This is a genomic window from Isoptericola chiayiensis, from assembly GCF_013149805.1.
Taxonomy (GTDB): Bacteria; Actinomycetota; Actinomycetes; order Actinomycetales; family Cellulomonadaceae; genus Isoptericola; species Isoptericola chiayiensis.
The window spans coordinates 167,380-184,040 of the sequence record NZ_JABEZT010000002.1 but is presented as its reverse complement, the minus strand read 5'-3'; the positions used below and the strand labels follow the sequence as shown (position 1 = coordinate 184,040).

Genomic DNA, 16,661 nt, shown 5'->3' with positions numbered 1-16,661 from the left:
CCGGCTAGTGTGGAGACGAACCGCAAGGCACCGGTGCCGTCGCGCGCACCGGTTCCCCGCTGCGCCCGGCGGACGCTCTCCCCGCGTGAGCGCAGCCGTGCCGGCACCGGCCCAGCAGCACACAACCCGGGGCAGCGCCTCGGGCAGGAAAGAGGCATTCGTGAACGCGTTCGACCCCGCCCTGTCGCCGCTCGAGTGGAACGAACTCGACGAGCGCGCGGTCAAGTCCGTCAAGGCGCTCGCCGCCGACGCCGTCGAGAAGTGCGGCAGCGGCCACCCCGGCACGGCGATCTCCCTCGCGCCGGCCGCCTACCTGCTCTTCCAGAAGACGATGCGCCACGACCCGAGCGACCCGCACTGGGTCGGTCGCGACCGGTTCGTGCTCTCCGCCGGGCACTCCTCGCTCACGCTGTACCTGCAGCTGTTCCTCGCCGGGTACGGCATGGAGATGGACGACATCGCCGCGCTGCGCACGTTCAACTCCCAGACCCCGGGGCACCCGGAGTACGGCCACACCCCCGGCGTCGAGATCACCACCGGTCCCCTGGGCCAGGGCATCGCGTCCTCGGTCGGCATGGCCTACGCCGCCCGGCGCGAGCGGGCGCTGCTCGACCCGGACGCCGCCGCGGGCACCTCGCCGTTCGACCACCACGTCTACGTCATCGCCTCCGACGGCGACCTGCAGGAGGGCGTGAGCTCCGAGGCCTCCTCGCTCGCCGGCACCCAGCAGCTCGGCAACCTCGTCGTCATCTGGGACGACAACAAGATCTCCATCGAGGACGACACCGAGATCGCGTTCACCGAGGACGTCCTGGCCCGGTACGAGGCCTACGGCTGGCACGTCCAGCGCGTCGACTGGACGCAGGGCGACACCGGCTACGTCGAGGACTCCGCCGAGCTCGCGGCCGCCCTGGAGGCGGCGCGCGCCGAGACCGGCAAGCCCTCCATCATCGCGTTGCGCACCATCATCGGCTGGCCGGCACCCACCAAGCAGAACACCGGCGGCATCCACGGCTCGGCCATGGGTGCCGACGAGGTCGCGGGCATGAAGAAGATCCTCGACCTCGACCCGGACAAGTCGTTCCACATCGACGACGAGGTGCTGTCGTACACCCGCGCGATCGCCGAGCGGCAGTCCGAGCAGCGGGCCGCCTGGGACACCGCGTTCGAGGCCTGGAAGACGGCCAACGCCGACGGCGCGGCGCTGCTCGAGCGCCTCTCGGCCCGCGAGCTGCCGGAGGGTTGGACCGAGGCGCTGCCCGAGTTCGAGGCCTCGGAGAAGGGCGTCGCCACGCGCGCCGCCTCGGGCAAGGTGCTCTCCGCCCTGGCCGACGTCCTGCCCGAGCTCTGGGGCGGGTCCGCCGACCTCGCCGGCTCGAACAACACCACCATGGACGGCGAGCCCTCGTTCATCCCGATCGAGCACGCCACCAAGAAGTTCCCCGGGCACCCCGGCGGGCGCACGCTGCACTTCGGCATCCGCGAGCACGCCATGGGCGCGATCCTGAACGGCATCGTCCTGCACGGGCTGACCCGCCCCTACGGCGGGACGTTCCTGCAGTTCTCGGACTACATGCGCGCCTCGGTCCGGCTCGCCGCCGTCATGGAGATCCCCACCACGTTCGTGTGGACCCACGACTCCATCGGCCTCGGCGAGGACGGACCCACCCACCAGCCCGTGGAGCACCTGGCCGCGCTGCGCGCCATCCCGGGCCTCGACGTCGTGCGGCCCGCGGACGCCAACGAGACCGCGTGGGCCTGGCGCGGCATCCTGGAGAACACCTCGAACCCGGCCGGCATCGTGCTGACCCGTCAGGGCGTGCCCACGTTCCCCCGCGGGACCGACGGGTTCGCCGGCGCCGAGCACACCCTCAAGGGCGGCTACGTCCTGCAGGACACCGAGGGCACCCCCGACGTGATCCTGGTCGGCACCGGCTCCGAGGTGCAGCTCGCCGTCCAGGCCCGCGAGCTGCTGGCCGCCGACGGCATCTCCGCGCGCGTCGTGTCCATGCCGAGCCGCGAGTGGTTCGACCGCCAGGACGCCGCCTACCGAGCTTCCGTCCTGCCCGCCGAGGTCCGCGCCCGCGTGTCCGTCGAGGCCGGCGTCGCCCAGGGCTGGCGCGAGATCGTGGGCGACCACGGCCGCTCGGTGTCGCTGGAGCACTTCGGCGCGTCGGCGGACTACAAGACGCTGTACCGCGAGTTCGGCATCACGGCCGAGGCCGTCGCCGCGGCCGCCCGGGAGTCGATCAAGGCCGCCCGCACGGCCTGAGGCCCTCACCCACGGCGGTGGCCGGCGCGCGCCGGCCACCGCCGTCGGCCACCATGGCCACACCACCACACGTACCGGCGACGAAGCAGGAGATCCCCGTGACCGAGACGAACAGCCCCACCCACCGGCTCTCGCAGGCCGGGGTGTCCATCTGGCTCGACGACCTGTCGCGCGAGCGGCTCGACACCGGCAACCTGGCCGACCTCGTGCGCACGCACGACGTCGTCGGCGTCACCACCAACCCGACGATCTTCGCCGGCGCCCTGTCCGAGGGCGACGCCTACGACGGCGCGCTGGCCGACCTGGCCGGCACCGACGTCGAGGCCGCCGTCGAGTGGATCACCACCGACGACGTGCGCGCGGCCGCCGACGTGCTGCGCGACGTCTACGACCGCACCGACGGCGTCGACGGCCGCGTCTCCATCGAGGTCGACCCGCGCCTCGCCCGGGACACGGCCGCCACGGTCGCGACGGCGAAGCGGCTGTGGGCGACCGTCGACCGGCCGAACGTCATGATCAAGATCCCGGCCACCCTCGAGGGCCTGCCCGCCATCACCGAGACCCTCGCCGCCGGCATCAGCGTCAACGTCACGCTGATCTTCTCCATCGAGCGCTACCACGCCGTGATGGGGGCGTTCCTGACCGGTCTGGAGCAGGCGCGGGAGAACGGCCACGACCTGGCCCCGATCGGTTCGGTGGCCTCGTTCTTCGTCTCGCGCGTGGACAGCGCCGTCGACTCCGCCCTCGAGGAGATCGGCACCGACGCGGCGCACGCCCTGCGCGGCACGGCCGCCATCGCCAACGCCCGCCTCGCCTACGCCGCCTACGAGCAGGTCTTCTCCGGCGAGCGCTGGGAGACCCTCCGGGCGGCCGGCGCGCATCCGCAGCGCCCCCTGTGGGCCTCGACCGGCGTGAAGAACCCCGACTACCCGGACACCCTCTACGTCACCGAGCTGGTGGCCCCCGGCGTGGTCAACACGATGCCGCAGGCCACCCTCGACGCCGTGGCCGACCACGGCGAGATCCCCGCCGACACCGTCACCGGGACCGCGGACTCCGCCGCGGCCGCGATCGCCGCGATCGAGCAGCAGGGCATCTCGATGGCGGACGTCACCGCGCGGCTCGAGGCCGAGGGCGTGTCCAAGTTCGAGGTGAGCTGGGACGAGCTGCTCACCACCACCAAGACCGGTCTGGACGCCGCCGGCGCCTGAGCGGCTGCTCACCGACACGCACCACGCACCGAACGAGAGAGACGGGGCCCCGTGAGACCGGCCAAGATCACTGCTGAGCACAATCCTCTCCGCGACCCGCTGGACCTGCGGCTGCCCCGGATCGCGGGGCCCTGCGGCCTGGTCATCTTCGGGGTGACCGGCGACCTGTCCCGCAAGAAGCTCATGCCCGCGGTCTACGACCTGGCCAACCGGGGCCTGCTGCCGCCCGGGTTCGCACTGACCGGCTTCGCCCGGCGCGACTGGGAGGACGAGGACTTCGCCCAGGTGGTCCACGACGCCGTCAAGGAGCACGCCCGCACGCCGTTCCGGGAGGCCACCTGGCAGCAGCTCGCCGAGGGCATCCGGTTCGTCCAGGGCAGCTTCGACGACCCCGACGCGTTCGAGGAGCTGCGCCGCACCGTCGAGACGCTCGACGCAGAGCGCGGCACGGGCGGCAACCACGCGTTCTACCTGTCCGTCCCCCCGAGCGCGTTCCCGCTGGTGTGCGAGCAGCTCTCCCGGTCCGGCCTGTCCGAGTCCGCGGAGGACGCCTGGCGCCGCGTCGTGATCGAGAAGCCGTTCGGTCACGACCTCGCCTCCGCCCAGGAGCTCGACGCCGTCGTCTCCGAGGTGTTCGACCAGGACTCGGTGTTCCGGATCGACCACTACCTCGGCAAGGAGACGGTCCAGAACATCCTGGCGCTGCGGTTCGCGAACCAGCTCTTCGAGCCGCTGTGGAACGGCAACCACGTCGACCACGTCCAGATCACGATGGCCGAGGACATCGGCATCGGCGGTCGGGCCGGGTACTACGACGGGGTCGGGGCAGCGCGCGACGTCATCCAGAACCACCTGCTGCAGCTCCTCGCCCTGGTGGCCATGGAGGAGCCCGTCGACTTCGACGCCGACGCCCTGCGGGCGGAGAAGATCAAGCTGCTGTCCTCGGTCCGGCTCCCCCGCGACCTCGACCGGCACACCGCGCGGGGGCAGTACACCGCCGCCTGGCAGGGTGGCGAGAAGGTGGTCGGCTTCCTCGAGGAGGAGGGCTTCAACCCCGAGTCGACCACCGAGACGTACGCCGCGGTGCGGATGGACATCGACAACCGGCGCTGGGCCGGCGTCCCCTTCTACCTGCGCACCGGCAAGCGGCTGGGCCGGCGGGTCACCGAGGTGGCCGTCGTCTTCAAGAAGGCGCCGCACCTGCCGTTCGAGTCGTCGCTCACCTCCGACCTCGGCTCCAACGCCCTGGTCATCCGGGTCCAGCCGGACGAGGGCGTGACGCTGCGCTTCGGGGCCAAGGTCCCCGGCACCGCCATGGAGGTCCGTGACGTCACCATGGACTTCGGCTACGGGCACTCGTTCACCGAGTCCTCGCCCGAGGCCTACGAGCGGCTCATCCTGGACGTGCTCCTCGGCGACCCGCCGCTGTTCCCCACGCGCGAGGAGGTCGAGCTCTCCTGGAAGATCCTCGACCCCGTCATCGCGCACTGGTCGAAGAAGGGCCGTCCCGAGCCGTACCCCTCGGGGACCTGGGGTCCGCCGACCGCCGACGCCATGCTCGCCCGCGACGGGCGCACCTGGCGTCGGCCCTGAACCACCGGCACGACGAAGGAGCACACCGATGATCATCGACATGCCGGACACCACGACCAACGCGGTCAGCAAGCGGCTGGACTCCCTGCGCGACGAGGGCGGTGCCGTCGCGCTCGGACGCGTCCTCACGCTCGTGGTCGTTGCGCTGGAGGCGGACATCGAGTCCGCGGTCTCGGCCGCGAACCAGGCCAGCCACGAGCACCCGTGCCGCGTCGTGGTCGTCGCCCCGGCGCCGGCGGGCGCCAAGGCGGGGCGGCTCGACGCCGAGATCCGGGTCGGCGGCGACGCCGGCGCCTCCGAGGTGATCGTCCTGCGCTGCGCCGAGCCGCTCGAGGAGCACACGGACACCCTCGTGATGCCGCTGCTGCTCTCGGACGCGCCGATCGTGGTGTGGTGGCCCACCGGCGGCCCGCTGGACCCCACGGCCGACGCGCTGGGCGCGATGGCGCAGCGTCGCATCACCGACACCACGACGGCCGAGGATCCCGTGGCCATGCTCGCCGGGCTCGCCACGTCCTTCGCCGAGGGGGACACCGACCTGGCCTGGGCGCGCGTGACCCTGTGGCGGGGGCTCATCGCCGCCGCCCTGGACCAGCCCCCCTACGAGCCCGTCCAGGCCGTCCGCGTCGAGGGCGAGGCCGGGCACACGTCCCTCGACCTGCTCGCCGCGTGGCTCGGCCTGAAGCTGCGCTGCCCGGCGACCGTCGTGCGGACCCCGGGCTCCGACGCCATCACCCGCGTGGTCCTGGAGCGCCGTGGCGGCGACATCGTCATGGACCGGCCGGACGGTCGCGTCGTGACCATCACCGAGCCCGGCAAGCCCGAGCGGCACATGGCGCTGCCCATCCGCTCCCTGTCCGAGGCGCTCATCGAGGAGCTGCGCCGGCTCGACCCCGACGAGATCTACGGGCAGGTGATCGGCAAGGGCCTCGCCCGCGTCTCGACCGTCTCCGCCGGCGCCGAGGCCGAGGGGGCGCGATGAGCACGCGACTCGTCGTCGTCCACCCCGACCCCGAGGTCCTCGCCGAGGCCGCCGCCGCCCGCCTCCTCACCCGCCTGCTCGACGTCCAGTCGGTCCGCCGGCCCGCGCACCTCGTGCTCACCGGCGGCACCGTCGGCATCCGGACCCTGGCCGCCGCGGCGGCCAGCCCGCTGCGCACCGCCGTCGACTGGTCCGGTGTGCACCTGTGGTGGGGGGACGAGAGGTTCCTGGCCGCCGGCGACGCCGAGCGCAACGAGACCCAGGCACGCGAGGCGCTGCTGGACGACCTCGTCGCCACCTCGGGCCTGCCCGCCGAGAACATCCATGCGGTGCCGCCCCGCGACGACGAGGTCGGGACCCCGGAGCAGGCGGCCGCGCTCTACGCGGCCGAGCTCGCCCGGTTCGCCCCCGACGGTGCGAGCACGCCCGCCTTCGACGTGCTCCTGCTGGGCATGGGGCCCGACGGCCACGTCGCGTCGCTGTTCCCGGAGCACCCCGCGCTGGAGGCGCCGGGCTGGACCGTGGGGGTGCACGGCTCGCCGAAACCACCTGCGGAACGCGTCTCGCTGACGTTCGCCGCGATCGGACGTGCCGAGGAGGTCTGGGTCGTGGCGGCAGGCGCTGAGAAGGCGGAGCGCGCCGCGGCGGCGCTGGCCGACGGCCCGGTCACCACAGTGCCGGCCGTGCGCGCCGTGGGCAGGCACCGCACGCTGTGGCTGCTCGACGTGGCGGCCGCGGCCGACCGCGGCTGACATCGGCCTCGGCGGGCCCGGTCCCGGGGCGCTGACGCACCCCGGCGCGGGTCAGGCTCGGCGCCGTGAGCGCAGGGTCTCGAGCGCCTCGTCGAGCAGCGCCGCCCCGTCCTCGGGCGAGCGCCGCTCCTTCACGTACGCCAGGTGGGTCTTGTACGGCTCGTTGCGCAAGGGACCCGGCGGGTTCGCCGGGTCCTGCCCGGCAGGGAAGCCGCACCGCGGGCAGTCCCACGTCTCGGGGGGCTCCACCTCCTCGCCGACGGCGAAGCTGGGCCGCGTCTGGTGCCCGTTGAGGCACCAGTACGAGACCTGGGTGCGCGGGGCGGCCTCACCCCGCTCCTGCTCCCCCATCGGCCCAGCGCCCACGCGCGAGCCACGGATGGCGTGTCCGGCAGATGCCACGTGACGTCCTCACCTTCGAGTTCACGGGCCGTCCGCTGCTTCCGTCGGCCCGACGGTGCTGTTCGCGGACGGTACCGTGCGCCGTCCGGGAACCCGGTCAGCTCACCCTGGTGGCGATCCCCAGGAGCACGACGACGACGCCCCACACCAGCGCGATCCCCACGGTGATGCGGTTCAGGTTGCGCTCGGCGACGCCGGAGCTGCCCGCAGCGCTGGACATGCCCCCGCCGAACATGTCGGACAGACCCCCGCCCTTGCCCTTGTGCATCAGGATGAGCAGGATCAGGAACGCACTGGTCAGCACGAGCAGGACGTTCAGGAAGATGGTCAACGCGGCGAACATGGAGGTCCTCGGCTCTCGGCCGCCTCACGGCGGGCTGTCGGTGCCGGGGTTGCCCGGCGGGGTCAAGACTAGGTGACGAACGCCTCCCGTGGCCAACCCCTGTCTTTGCCGGGGGCAGACCGCCACGGGAGGCGTTCGTCGGGGCGGGACCTGCCCGCCCGGGCGACGGCGTCGTCAGGCCACGTGCGACTGGTACCGCACGATCTTGGCGAACTCCTCGGGGTCGAGGCTCGCCCCGCCCACGAGCGCGCCGTCCACGTCGTGCTGCGCCATGATCTGGGCGACGTTGCCGGACTTCACCGAACCGCCGTAGAGCACCCGCACGCCGTCGGCGAGCTCGGCGTCGTACAGCTCGGCCAGGCGGGCACGGATCGCGCCGCAGACCTCCTGGGCGTCCTCCGGCGTCGCGACCTCGCCGGTGCCGATGGCCCACACCGGCTCGTAGGCGACGACGACGCTCTTCGCCTGCTCGGCAGGCACACCCTCGAGCGCGGCGTCGAGCTGCGCGAGCGTGTAGGAGACCTGGTCGCCGGCCTTGCGGACGTCCAGACCCTCCCCGACGCACAGGACCGGGGTCAGACCGGTGCCGAAGGCCGCCTTGACCTTCGCGTTGACGACACCGTCGTCCTCGGCGTGGTACTCGCGCCGCTCGGAGTGGCCCACGGCGACGTACGTGCAGCCCAGCCGCGCGAGCATCGCGCCCGAGACCTCACCGGTGTAGGCACCGGACTCGTGCGCGGAGAGGTCCTGGGCGCCGTAGCGGACGTCCAGCTTGTCGGCGTCCACCAGCGTCTGCACGGACCGCAGGTCCGTGAAGGGCGCCAGGACCGCCACCTCGACGGCGGAGTAGTCGTGCGACGCGTCCTTGAGCGTCCACGCGAGCTTCTGGACCGCGGCGATCGCCTCGGCGTGGTCCAGGTTCATCTTCCAGTTGCCCGCCATCAGCGGCGTGCGGTTCGTGGCCACGTTCGTGTCCTTCGTTCGGAGGGTGGTTCGGGTCGGAGGGTCGTGCGGCGTCGCTCAGCCGGCCAGGACGTTCAGCCCGGGCAGCTCCTTGCCCTCGAGCAGCTCGAGGCTGGCTCCACCACCGGTCGAGATGTGGCTGAAGCCGTCCTCGTCGAACCCGAGGATGCGCACCGCGGCGGCGGAGTCGCCGCCGCCGACGATCGAGAACGCACCGTTCGCGGTGGCGTCGACGATGCCCTGGGCGACCGCCCGGGTGCCGCCGGCGAACGCGTCGAACTCGAAGACGCCCATGGGCCCGTTCCAGGCGATGGTGCGGGCGTCGGCCAGCTTGGCCGCGAAGAGCTCGCCCGAGTCGGGGCCGATGTCGAGGCCCATCTTGCCGTCGGGGATCGCGTCGGCGGCGACGGTCGTGTGCGGCGCGTCCGCGGCGAAGGAGTCCGCCGCGACGATGTCGGTGGGCAGGACGATCTCGACGCCGTTGCGCTCGGCCTCGGCCAGGTAGCCCTTGACCGTCTCGACCTGGTCCTCCTCCAGCAGTGAGGAGCCGACCGAGTGACCCTGGGCGGCGAGGAACGTGAAGACCATGCCGCCGCCGATGAGCAGGCGGTCCGCCTTGGTCAGGAGGTTGGCGATGACGCCGAGCTTGTCGGAGACCTTGGACCCGCCGAGCACCACGGCGTACGGACGCTCCGGGTCGGTCGTGGCGCGCGAGAGGGACTCGACCTCCTTGAGCACCAGCTCACCGGCGCCTGCCGGGAGCTTCTCGGCGACATCGTAGACCGAGGCCTGCTTGCGGTGGACCACGCCGAAGCCGTCCGAGACGAAGGCGTCGGCGAGCTCGGCCAGCTCGCCGGCCAGCTCCTGACGCTCGGCGTCGACCTTGGAGGTCTCGCGGGCGTCGAAGCGCACGTTCTCCAGCAGGGCGACCCGACCGTCCGCGAGGCCCGCGACCGTCTCGCGGGCGGAGGGCCCGACGAGGTCCTCGGCGAGCGCGACGTCCTGGCCGAGGAGATCGCCCAGCCGCGCCGCGACCGGCGCGAGGGAGTACTTCGCGTCCGGCGTGCCCTTCGGCCGACCCAGGTGGGCGGTGACGACGACGCGGGCACCGGCGTCGGCCAGACGCTTCAGCGTCGGCAGCGCGGCGCGGATACGTCCGTCGTCGGTGATGGTGGTGCCGTCCAGCGGCACGTTGAAGTCGGAGCGGACCAGGACGCGCTTGCCGCGCAGGTCTCCGAGGGAATCGATCGTCTTCATGAGCTCACCTCGTGCGGTTCGGTCGGGAGGGTGGGGGCGCCGTGACACGACGACGTCCGCGGACACGGGCACCGTTCTCGTCGCGGGGACGGGCGGGCCGCGTGTCCGCGGACGTCGTGGTCACGCCGGAGCGTCGGGCGTCGTCAGAGCTTCGCGCCGACGAGCTCGGTGAGGGACACCAGCGAGTTGGAGTAGCCCCACTCGTTGTCGTACCAGGAGACGACCTTGACCTGGTTGCCGATCACCTTGGTGAGCTTGGCGTCGAAGATGCTCTGGTGCGGGTCGGTGACGATGTCGGAGGAGACGATGTCGTCCTCGACGTACGACAGCACACCCTTGAGCGGCCCCTCGGCGGCGGCCTTCACGGCGGCGTTGACCTCCTCGACCGTGACCTCCTTCGTGGTCTCGAAGGTCAGGTCGGTGGCCGAGCCGGTGATGGTCGGCACGCGCAGCGCGTAGCCGTCCAGCTTGCCCTTGAGCTCGGGCAGCACGAGGGCCACGGCCTTGGCGGCACCCGTCGTGGTCGGCACGATGTTCTGCGCGGCCGCGCGGGCACGACGCAGGTCCTTGTGCGGACCGTCCTGCAGGTTCTGGTCGCCGGTGTAGGCGTGGATCGTCGTCATCAGGCCGCGCTCGATGCCGATCGAGTCGTTCAGCGCCTTGGCCAGCGGGGCCAGGCAGTTCGTGGTGCACGAGGCGTTCGAGATGACGTGGTGCGCGGCCGCGTCGTACTGGTCGCTGTTCACGCCCATGACGAACGTCGCGTCCTCGTTCTTCGCCGGGGCGGAGATGATGACCTTCTTGGCGCCGGCGTCGATGTGCGCCTTAGCCTTGGTGGCGTCCGTGAAGAAGCCGGTGGACTCGATGACGATGTCCGCACCGAGCTCGGCCCACGGCAGGTTGGCCGGGTCGCGCTCGGCGAGCGCACGGATCTTGGCGCCGCCGACGATGATGTTCTCGTCGTCGAACTCCACGGTCTTGCCGAACCGGCCGAGCACGGTGTCGTACTTCAGCAGGTGGGCCAGCGTCTTGTTGTCCGTCAGGTCGTTCACGCCGACGACCTCGATGTCCGCACCCGACTCCACGAGAGCCCGGTAGAAGTTACGTCCGATGCGGCCGAAGCCGTTGATACCGACGCGGATGGTCACGATAGCCCTCCTCAGGGCGCGCCGGATCGGGTCCGGCGCACACGGTTGATGCCATTCTCTGGCGCGCACTCGGCGCACCACTGGTTACGGCGTCACCCTGGTGGGAGTCCGCGACGTGCAGTCCGGACGTCAGTCCAGGGTCACACCGTCGTCACCTGACAACCACGAGCCTATACCCATCCGTTGCCCGACGCCGATCTCCGCCTCTGCTGAGACGAGAGGTCCGACCACGCCCCGGCGGCAAGGGACTCACAGGTCGAGCAGGTCCGGTGACAGGCCCGCCTCGGTGTCCGGGATCCCGAGCTCGAGCGCCCGCTTGTCAGCGGTCGACAGCAGGCGGCGGATGCGCCCGGCCACGGCGTCCTTGGACAGCTGCGGGTCGGCGAGCTGGCCGAGCTCCTCCAGGGACGCCTGCTTGTGGGCGAGCCGCAGCTCGCCGGCCTGCCGCAGGTGGTCCGGCACCTCCTCGCCCAGGATCTCGAAAGCGCGCTGCACCCGGGCACCGGCGGCCACGGCGGCACGAGCGGAGCGCCGCAGGTTGGCGTCGTCGAAGTTGGCCAACCGGTTGGCCGTCCCGCGGACTTCACGGCGGGCCCGCCGCTCCTCCCACACCTGCCGGGTGCGTGGCGCGCCGATCCGACCGAGCAGCTCGCTGATGGCGTCGCCGTCGCGGACCACCACGCGGTCGACGCCCCGCACCTCCCGGGACCGGGCCTGCACGCCGAGCCGGCGGGCCGCACCCACCAGGGCGAGCGCCGCCTCCGGTCCCGGGCACGTGACCTCCATCGACATCGAGCGCCCCGGTTCGGTCAGGGAGCCGTGCGCCAGGAACGCGCCGCGCCAGACCGCCTCGGCCTCGTCGACGCCGGCGGAGACCACCTCGGGCGAGAGCCCGCGCACGGGCCGACCCCGCAGGTCCAGCAGGCCGGTCTGGCGGGCCAGGGACTCGCCGTCGCGCACGACCCGCACCACGTACCGGTCCTGCTTGCGCAGCCCCCCGGCCCGCACCACGATCAGCTCGCTGGTGTGCCCGTACAGGTCGGACACCGCCTGGCGCAGCCGCGCGGCGACCACGTCGGAGTCGAGCTCCGCCTCGATCACCACGCGGCTCGAGATGATGTGCAGTCCTCCCGAGAACCGCAGCATCGCCGAGACCTCCGCCTTGCGGCAGGAGGTCCGCGTCACCACGACCCGCGACAGCTCGTCCTTCACCTCACTCGTCAGCGCCATGGCGTCATCCTGCCACGGGCGACCCGCGCCGCCGTCCGGTGCCCTCGAACACGTCGTGGTAGGCCGCCGCGAGCCGGAGCGTGTCGTGGCGGGCCGACCCGTCACCCCGCCGCACCGGCCGCACCACCAGCTCCGCCCCGAGGGCGGCCGCCGCACGTTCCAGCTCGTCGACGTCACCCACCGCGGACGGGTCGACGAGGACCGCGTCGACGGCCAGTTCCGGGGCGTGCCGGCGCAGCGCGTCGAGATGGGCCGTGGCGCTCAACCCGTGCGTCTCGCCCTTCTCCGCGCTCAGGTTCAGCGTCACGCACCGCCGCGCCGTCGTCGTGTGCAGCGCGGTGGCCAGTCCCGGCACGAGGAGGTGGACCAGCACCGACGAGTACCAGGAGCCGGGCCCCATCACGACCCAGTCGGCGTCGTGGACCGCCTGCACCGCCTCCGGGCAGGCGGGCGGGTCGGCGGGCACCAGCCGCAGCTGCTCGATCAGTCCGTCCGTGACGGCCACGCGGCTCTGCCCGACGACGGTGTCGCGCCGCTCGCCGTGCGCCACGTCGGCCTCCACCACCAGCGGCACGGACGCCATCGGGAGCACGCGGCCGCGAGCGCCCAGGAGGCGGCCCACCCAGTCGAGTCCTTCGACCGTGCTGCCGAGCCGCTGCCACAGCGAGACGATGAGCAGGTTGCCCATGGCGTGGCCGTCGAGCTCCCCGTCCGAGGCGAACCGGTGCTGGAGCAGGTCGCTCCAGGTGCGGCCCCACTCGGAGTCGTCGCAGAGCGCGGCCAGGGCCATGCGCAGGTCACCCGGGGGCAGCACGTCCAGCTCGGAGCGCAGGCGGCCCGACGAGCCGCCGTCGTCCGCGACGGTGACCACCGCGGTGAGCCGGTCGGTCAGGAGCCGCATCGCGCCGAGCGCGGCGGAGAGCCCGTGTCCCCCGCCGAGGGCGACCACCGTGGGGCCCGGTCGGTCGGAGCGGTCCGTCGCCCGGGGGCCGTGCGCTCGGGTCGTGTCCGCAGTCAGGTCCTACTCCTTCCCGAGGTCACGTGCCGTGACGGTGACGCGGTGGCCGGCGGTGCGCAGCCGTTCGGCGATCTCGGTGGCCATGGCGACCGAGCGGTGCTTGCCGCCGGTGCAGCCGACGGCGATGGTCGCGTACCGCTTCTCCTCGGCGAGGTAGCCGGCCAGGACCGGTTCGAGCGCCGCCACGTACCGGTCCACGAACTCCAGGGCACCCGGTCGGTCGAGGACGTAGCGGCGCACGGCCTCGTCCTTGCCGGTCAGGTGGCGCAGCTCGCTGATCCAGTAGGGGTTGGCGAGGAACCGCACGTCGGCGACGTGGTCGGCGTCCAGGGGCAGGCCGTACTTGAAGCCGAACGCGACGACGTTGATGCGCAGCGAGTCCACCGCGCCACCGGCGACGGCGTCGCGGACCTCCTTGGCGAGGTCGTGGACGGACTTGTCGGTGGTGTCGACGACGACGTCGGCTCGCTCGGCGATGGAGGCCAGCACCCGGCGCTCGGTGCTGATGCCGTCGAGGATGCGGCCGTCCCCCTGCAGCGGGTGGGGGCGCCGCACGCTCTCGAACCGGCGCACGAGGACCTCGTCCGAGGCGTCCAGGAACAGGATGCGGTAGTTCACCCCCGCCGAGCGGAGGTGGTCCAGCGCCTGGGCCAGCTCGGAGAAGTACTCGCGGCCGCGGACGTCGACGACGACGGCGAGCCGTTCGACCGACGACCCCGCCTTGGTCATCAGGTCGACGAGCGGGACGATCATCATCGGCGGCAGGTTGTCCACGACGAACCAGTCCAGGTCCTCCAGGACGCCGGCGGCGCGGGTGCGCCCGGCACCGGACATGCCGGTGATGATGAGCACCTCGGGCTCGGTGCGGCCGGGGGCCGGTGTCGCGGCCTCGATCTCGGGGATGCCGTGCGGGACGGTGATGGGCGACGGTTCGCTCATGGGTCCAGCATGCCAGCACCGGAGCCGGACAACGCGTCGACCACGGCCTGCGCGGTGCTCGGCCCCACGCCCTTGACCTGGGCGATCTCCTCCGCGGTGGCGGCGCGCATCCGTTTGACCGAGCCGAACCGCGCCAGCAGGGCCTGCTGCCGCGCCGGCCCGAGCCCGGGCACGGAGTCCAGGACGGAGACCGTCATGCCCTTGCTGCGGCGGCGGCGGTGCTGCGCGATCGCGAACCGGTGGGCCTCGTCACGGACGCGCTGCAGCAGGTAGAGGCCCTGGGACGCGCGCTGCAGGATCACCGGGTAGTCGTCGTCGGGCACCCACAGCTCCTCGAGCCGCTTGGCGAGCCCGCACAGGGCGACGTCGGTGATGCCGAGCTCGGCCAGGGCACGGGCAGCGGCCGCCACCTGGGGCGGTCCGCCGTCGACGACGACGAGCTGCGGCGGGTAGGCGAACCGCCGCTTCTCCGCCCCCGCGTCGCCGTCCGCCGGTCCGGAGATGTCCGGGTGGGCGTGCTGGTCGGCCAGGTAGCGGCGGAACCGGCGGGTGATGACCTCGTGCATGGCCGCCGTGTCGTCGGCCGCGCCGTCGCCGTCCGGGCCCCGGACCGAGAAGGAGCGGTACTCCCCCTTGCGCGGCAGACCGTCCTCGAAGACCACCATCGAGGCGGACTGATAGGTGCCCTGGGTGTGGGAGACGTCGTAGCACTCGATCCGCAGCGGCGCCTCGTCGAGGCCGAGCGCCTCCTGCAGCTCGGACAGCGCCTGGCTGCGGGTGGTCAGGTCGCCGGCCCGCCGGGTGCGGTGCAGCACGAGCGCCTGCTCGGCGTTCCGGCGCACCGTCTCGGCGAGCTCACGCTTGTCGCCGCGCTGCGGCACGCGCACCTCGACGCGGGCGCCGCGCAGTCCGGACAGCCAGTCCGTCACCTCCTCGAGATCGGGCGGGAGCACCGGGACCAGCACCTCACGCGGGACGGCGTCGCGGACCGCGGCCCGCGCCTGGTGGTCGGACAGGTCAACGTCCCGCGCGTCCTCCACCGGCCCGTACACCTGCTGCAGCAGGTGCTCCACGAGCTCGCCGTCGCCGATGTCCTCGACCTTCTCCACGATCCAGCCGCGCTGGCCGCGGATGCGGCCGCCGCGGACGTGGAAGACCTGGACGGCGGCCTCGAGGTCGTCGCCGTCCAGGGCGAAGACGTCGGCGTCGGTGGCGTCGGAGAGCACGACCGCGTTCTTCTCGGTGACGCGGCGCAGCGCGCCCAGGTCGTCCCGCAGCCGGGCGGCCTGCTCGTACTCGAGGTGCTCGGCCGCCTCGGCCATCTCCTTCTCGAGCCGCCGCACGAACCGGCCGGTGTCCCCGGCCATGAAGTCGCACAGGTCGCCGGCCAGGGCACGGTGGTCCTCGGGGCTGATCCGACCGACGCACGGGGCGGAGCACTTGTCGATGTAGCCGAGCAGGCACGGACGACCGGACTGCTGGGCGCGGCGGTAGACGCCCGCCGAGCAGGTCCGCACGGGGAACACCCGCAGCAGCAGGTCGAGCGTCTCGCGGATCGCCCACGCGTGACCGTACGGACCGAAGTACCGGGTGCCGCGGCGCTTGCGCCCGCGCATCACCTGGGCGCGCGGGACGTCCTCGCCCATCGTCACCGCGAGGTACGGGTACGACTTGTCGTCGCGGTACTTGACGTTGAACCGCGGGTCGTACTCCTTGATCCAGGAGTACTCCAGCGCCAGCGCCTCGACCTCGGTGCCGACGACCGTCCACTCGACCGAGGCCGCCGTGGTCACCATCTGCTGCGTGCGGTGGTGGAGGTTCGCGACGTCCTGGAAGTAGTTCGACAACCGCTGGCGCAGGTTCTTCGCCTTGCCGACGTACACGACGCGGCCGTGCCGGTCGCGGAAGCGATACACCCCCGGCGACGTCGGGATCTCCCCCGGTCTCGGCCGGTAGGTCGCAGGGTCCGCCATGCGCCCAGGGTAGGTCAGGTCTCCGACATCGCCGACCGTCGCCCCGGGGCCCGGGGCGGGCCGGTCAGGAGCCGCCGGTCAGGTGCAGCGGCGCGGGTTCGACGAGCACGCGGAAGTTCACGCTGCGGGCGATGAAGCACAGGGCGTGCGCACGCTCGTGCAGCCGGGCGACGCGCTCGTCGTCGGCCTCCTCGCCCGGGTCCACGACGATCCGCGGCCGCAGGGTCACGTCGCTGAACTGTCCCTCGCCCCGCGACTCGACCCGCATCGTGCCGGTCGCGTCGTCGGCGTACTCGCGCACCACCAGCCCGCTCTCGGCGGCCAGGTGCAGGAACCACAGCATGTGGCACTGCGCCAGGCTGGCCACGAAGAGGTCCTCGGGGCTGAACCGCTCGGGGTCGCCGCGGAACGCCGGGTCGGCGCTGCCGGGCAGCACGGGACGGCCGGGCAGGGCGACGTCGTGGTCACGGGTGTAGGCGGTGTACGACGTCGTCGCCGCGGCCGCCGGATCCGCTCCGGCCGGCGGCCACGCGACGGCGGCCGTGTACGAGTGCTGGGCTCCCATGGCGCCCACCGTA

At 72.7% G+C, this 16,661-nt stretch carries 15 protein-coding genes; 5 read left to right on the top strand and 10 right to left on the bottom strand.

The features are described from left to right. Positions 1–160 precede the first annotated feature (160 nt). The 5 genes from tkt (at position 161) to pgl (ending at position 6,810) form a co-directional block, all read left to right on the top strand. Entirely contained in the window at positions 161–2,272 is a 2,112-nt protein-coding gene (tkt, locus tag HDG68_RS03775; protein ID WP_172149458.1) for a transketolase, read from the top strand. Between the two features lie 98 nt (positions 2,273–2,370). Next, positions 2,371–3,483, top strand: a complete 1,113-nt coding sequence (tal, locus tag HDG68_RS03770; RefSeq protein WP_343037413.1) for a transaldolase — start codon at positions 2,371–2,373, stop codon at positions 3,481–3,483. Between the two features lie 51 nt (positions 3,484–3,534). Next, positions 3,535–5,076, top strand: a complete 1,542-nt coding sequence (gene zwf / locus HDG68_RS03765; protein ID WP_172149454.1) for a glucose-6-phosphate dehydrogenase — start codon at positions 3,535–3,537, stop codon at positions 5,074–5,076. Between the two features lie 28 nt (positions 5,077–5,104). After that, positions 5,105–6,058, top strand: coding sequence for a glucose-6-phosphate dehydrogenase assembly protein OpcA (locus tag HDG68_RS03760; protein WP_172149452.1), 954 nt, complete (start codon positions 5,105–5,107; stop codon positions 6,056–6,058). Then, complete coding sequence (gene pgl / locus HDG68_RS03755) at positions 6,055–6,810, top strand: 6-phosphogluconolactonase (RefSeq protein ID WP_172149450.1); 756 nt, start codon at positions 6,055–6,057, stop codon at positions 6,808–6,810. Before HDG68_RS03760 ends, pgl begins: the two co-directional genes overlap by 4 nt. A gap of 51 nt (positions 6,811–6,861) precedes the next feature. On the opposite strand, the gene HDG68_RS03750 is transcribed toward pgl, so the two are convergent. The 10 genes from HDG68_RS03750 to HDG68_RS03705 form a co-directional block, all read right to left on the bottom strand. Then, entirely contained in the window at positions 6,862–7,161 is a 300-nt protein-coding gene (locus HDG68_RS03750; RefSeq protein ID WP_216648036.1) for an RNA polymerase-binding protein RbpA, read from the bottom strand. Between the two features lie 148 nt (positions 7,162–7,309). After that, the gene (gene secG, locus HDG68_RS03745) at positions 7,310–7,555 is read right to left on the bottom strand and encodes a preprotein translocase subunit SecG (RefSeq protein WP_172149446.1); all 246 of its coding nucleotides are present in this window, start codon (positions 7,553–7,555) and stop codon (positions 7,310–7,312) included. A gap of 174 nt (positions 7,556–7,729) precedes the next feature. After that, a complete protein-coding gene (gene tpiA / locus HDG68_RS03740; protein ID WP_216648035.1) occupies positions 7,730–8,497 on the bottom strand; it encodes a triose-phosphate isomerase in 768 nt (255 codons plus the stop codon). 78 nt (positions 8,498–8,575) lie between these two features. Continuing rightward, on the bottom strand, positions 8,576–9,775 hold the full coding sequence (locus tag HDG68_RS03735; RefSeq protein WP_172149442.1) for a phosphoglycerate kinase: 1,200 nt from the start codon (positions 9,773–9,775) through the stop codon (positions 8,576–8,578). A 143-nt stretch (positions 9,776–9,918) separates the two neighbouring features. Next, positions 9,919–10,923 carry a type I glyceraldehyde-3-phosphate dehydrogenase gene (gene gap / locus HDG68_RS03730; protein ID WP_172149440.1) on the bottom strand — a complete coding sequence of 335 codons (1,005 nt, stop codon included), beginning with the start codon at positions 10,921–10,923 and terminating at the stop codon, positions 9,919–9,921. 249 nt (positions 10,924–11,172) lie between these two features. Beyond that, complete coding sequence (gene whiA, locus HDG68_RS03725; RefSeq protein ID WP_172149438.1) at positions 11,173–12,153, bottom strand: DNA-binding protein WhiA; 981 nt, start codon at positions 12,151–12,153, stop codon at positions 11,173–11,175. Positions 12,154–12,157: 4 nt separating this feature from the next. Further along, positions 12,158–13,102, bottom strand: coding sequence for a gluconeogenesis factor YvcK family protein (locus HDG68_RS03720; protein ID WP_343037412.1), 945 nt, complete (start codon positions 13,100–13,102; stop codon positions 12,158–12,160). A 72-nt stretch (positions 13,103–13,174) separates the two neighbouring features. After that, positions 13,175–14,110, bottom strand: a complete 936-nt coding sequence (rapZ, locus tag HDG68_RS03715) for an RNase adapter RapZ (RefSeq protein WP_172149436.1) — start codon at positions 14,108–14,110, stop codon at positions 13,175–13,177. Then, positions 14,107–16,083 carry an excinuclease ABC subunit UvrC gene (gene uvrC / locus HDG68_RS03710; RefSeq protein WP_172149434.1) on the bottom strand — a complete coding sequence of 659 codons (1,977 nt, stop codon included), beginning with the start codon at positions 16,081–16,083 and terminating at the stop codon, positions 14,107–14,109. The genes rapZ and uvrC overlap by 4 nt, the downstream gene beginning before the upstream one ends. A 64-nt stretch (positions 16,084–16,147) precedes the next feature. Further along, entirely contained in the window at positions 16,148–16,648 is a 501-nt protein-coding gene (locus HDG68_RS03705; protein WP_172149432.1) for an OsmC family protein, read from the bottom strand. Positions 16,649–16,661: the final 13 nt, after the last annotated feature.

Excerpts from the sequence above, each read along its gene's own strand:
- HDG68_RS03760 (WP_172149452.1), top strand. The coding sequence starts at position 5,105 with ATGATCATCGACATGCCGGACACCACGACCAACGCGGTCAGCAAGCGG.
- pgl (WP_172149450.1), top strand. The coding sequence starts at position 6,055 with ATGAGCACGCGACTCGTCGTCGTCCACCCCGACCCCGAGGTCCTCGCC.
- HDG68_RS03750 (WP_216648036.1), bottom strand. The coding sequence starts at position 7,161 with ATGGGGGAGCAGGAGCGGGGTGAGGCCGCCCCGCGCACCCAGGTCTCG.
- secG (WP_172149446.1), bottom strand. The coding sequence starts at position 7,555 with ATGTTCGCCGCGTTGACCATCTTCCTGAACGTCCTGCTCGTGCTGACC.
- tpiA (WP_216648035.1), bottom strand. The coding sequence starts at position 8,497 with ATGGCGGGCAACTGGAAGATGAACCTGGACCACGCCGAGGCGATCGCC.
- HDG68_RS03735 (WP_172149442.1), bottom strand. The coding sequence starts at position 9,775 with ATGAAGACGATCGATTCCCTCGGAGACCTGCGCGGCAAGCGCGTCCTG.
- whiA (WP_172149438.1), bottom strand. The coding sequence starts at position 12,153 with ATGGCGCTGACGAGTGAGGTGAAGGACGAGCTGTCGCGGGTCGTGGTG.
- rapZ (WP_172149436.1), bottom strand. The coding sequence starts at position 14,110 with ATGAGCGAACCGTCGCCCATCACCGTCCCGCACGGCATCCCCGAGATC.
- uvrC (WP_172149434.1), bottom strand. The coding sequence starts at position 16,083 with ATGGCGGACCCTGCGACCTACCGGCCGAGACCGGGGGAGATCCCGACG.
- HDG68_RS03705 (WP_172149432.1), bottom strand. The coding sequence starts at position 16,648 with ATGGGAGCCCAGCACTCGTACACGGCCGCCGTCGCGTGGCCGCCGGCC.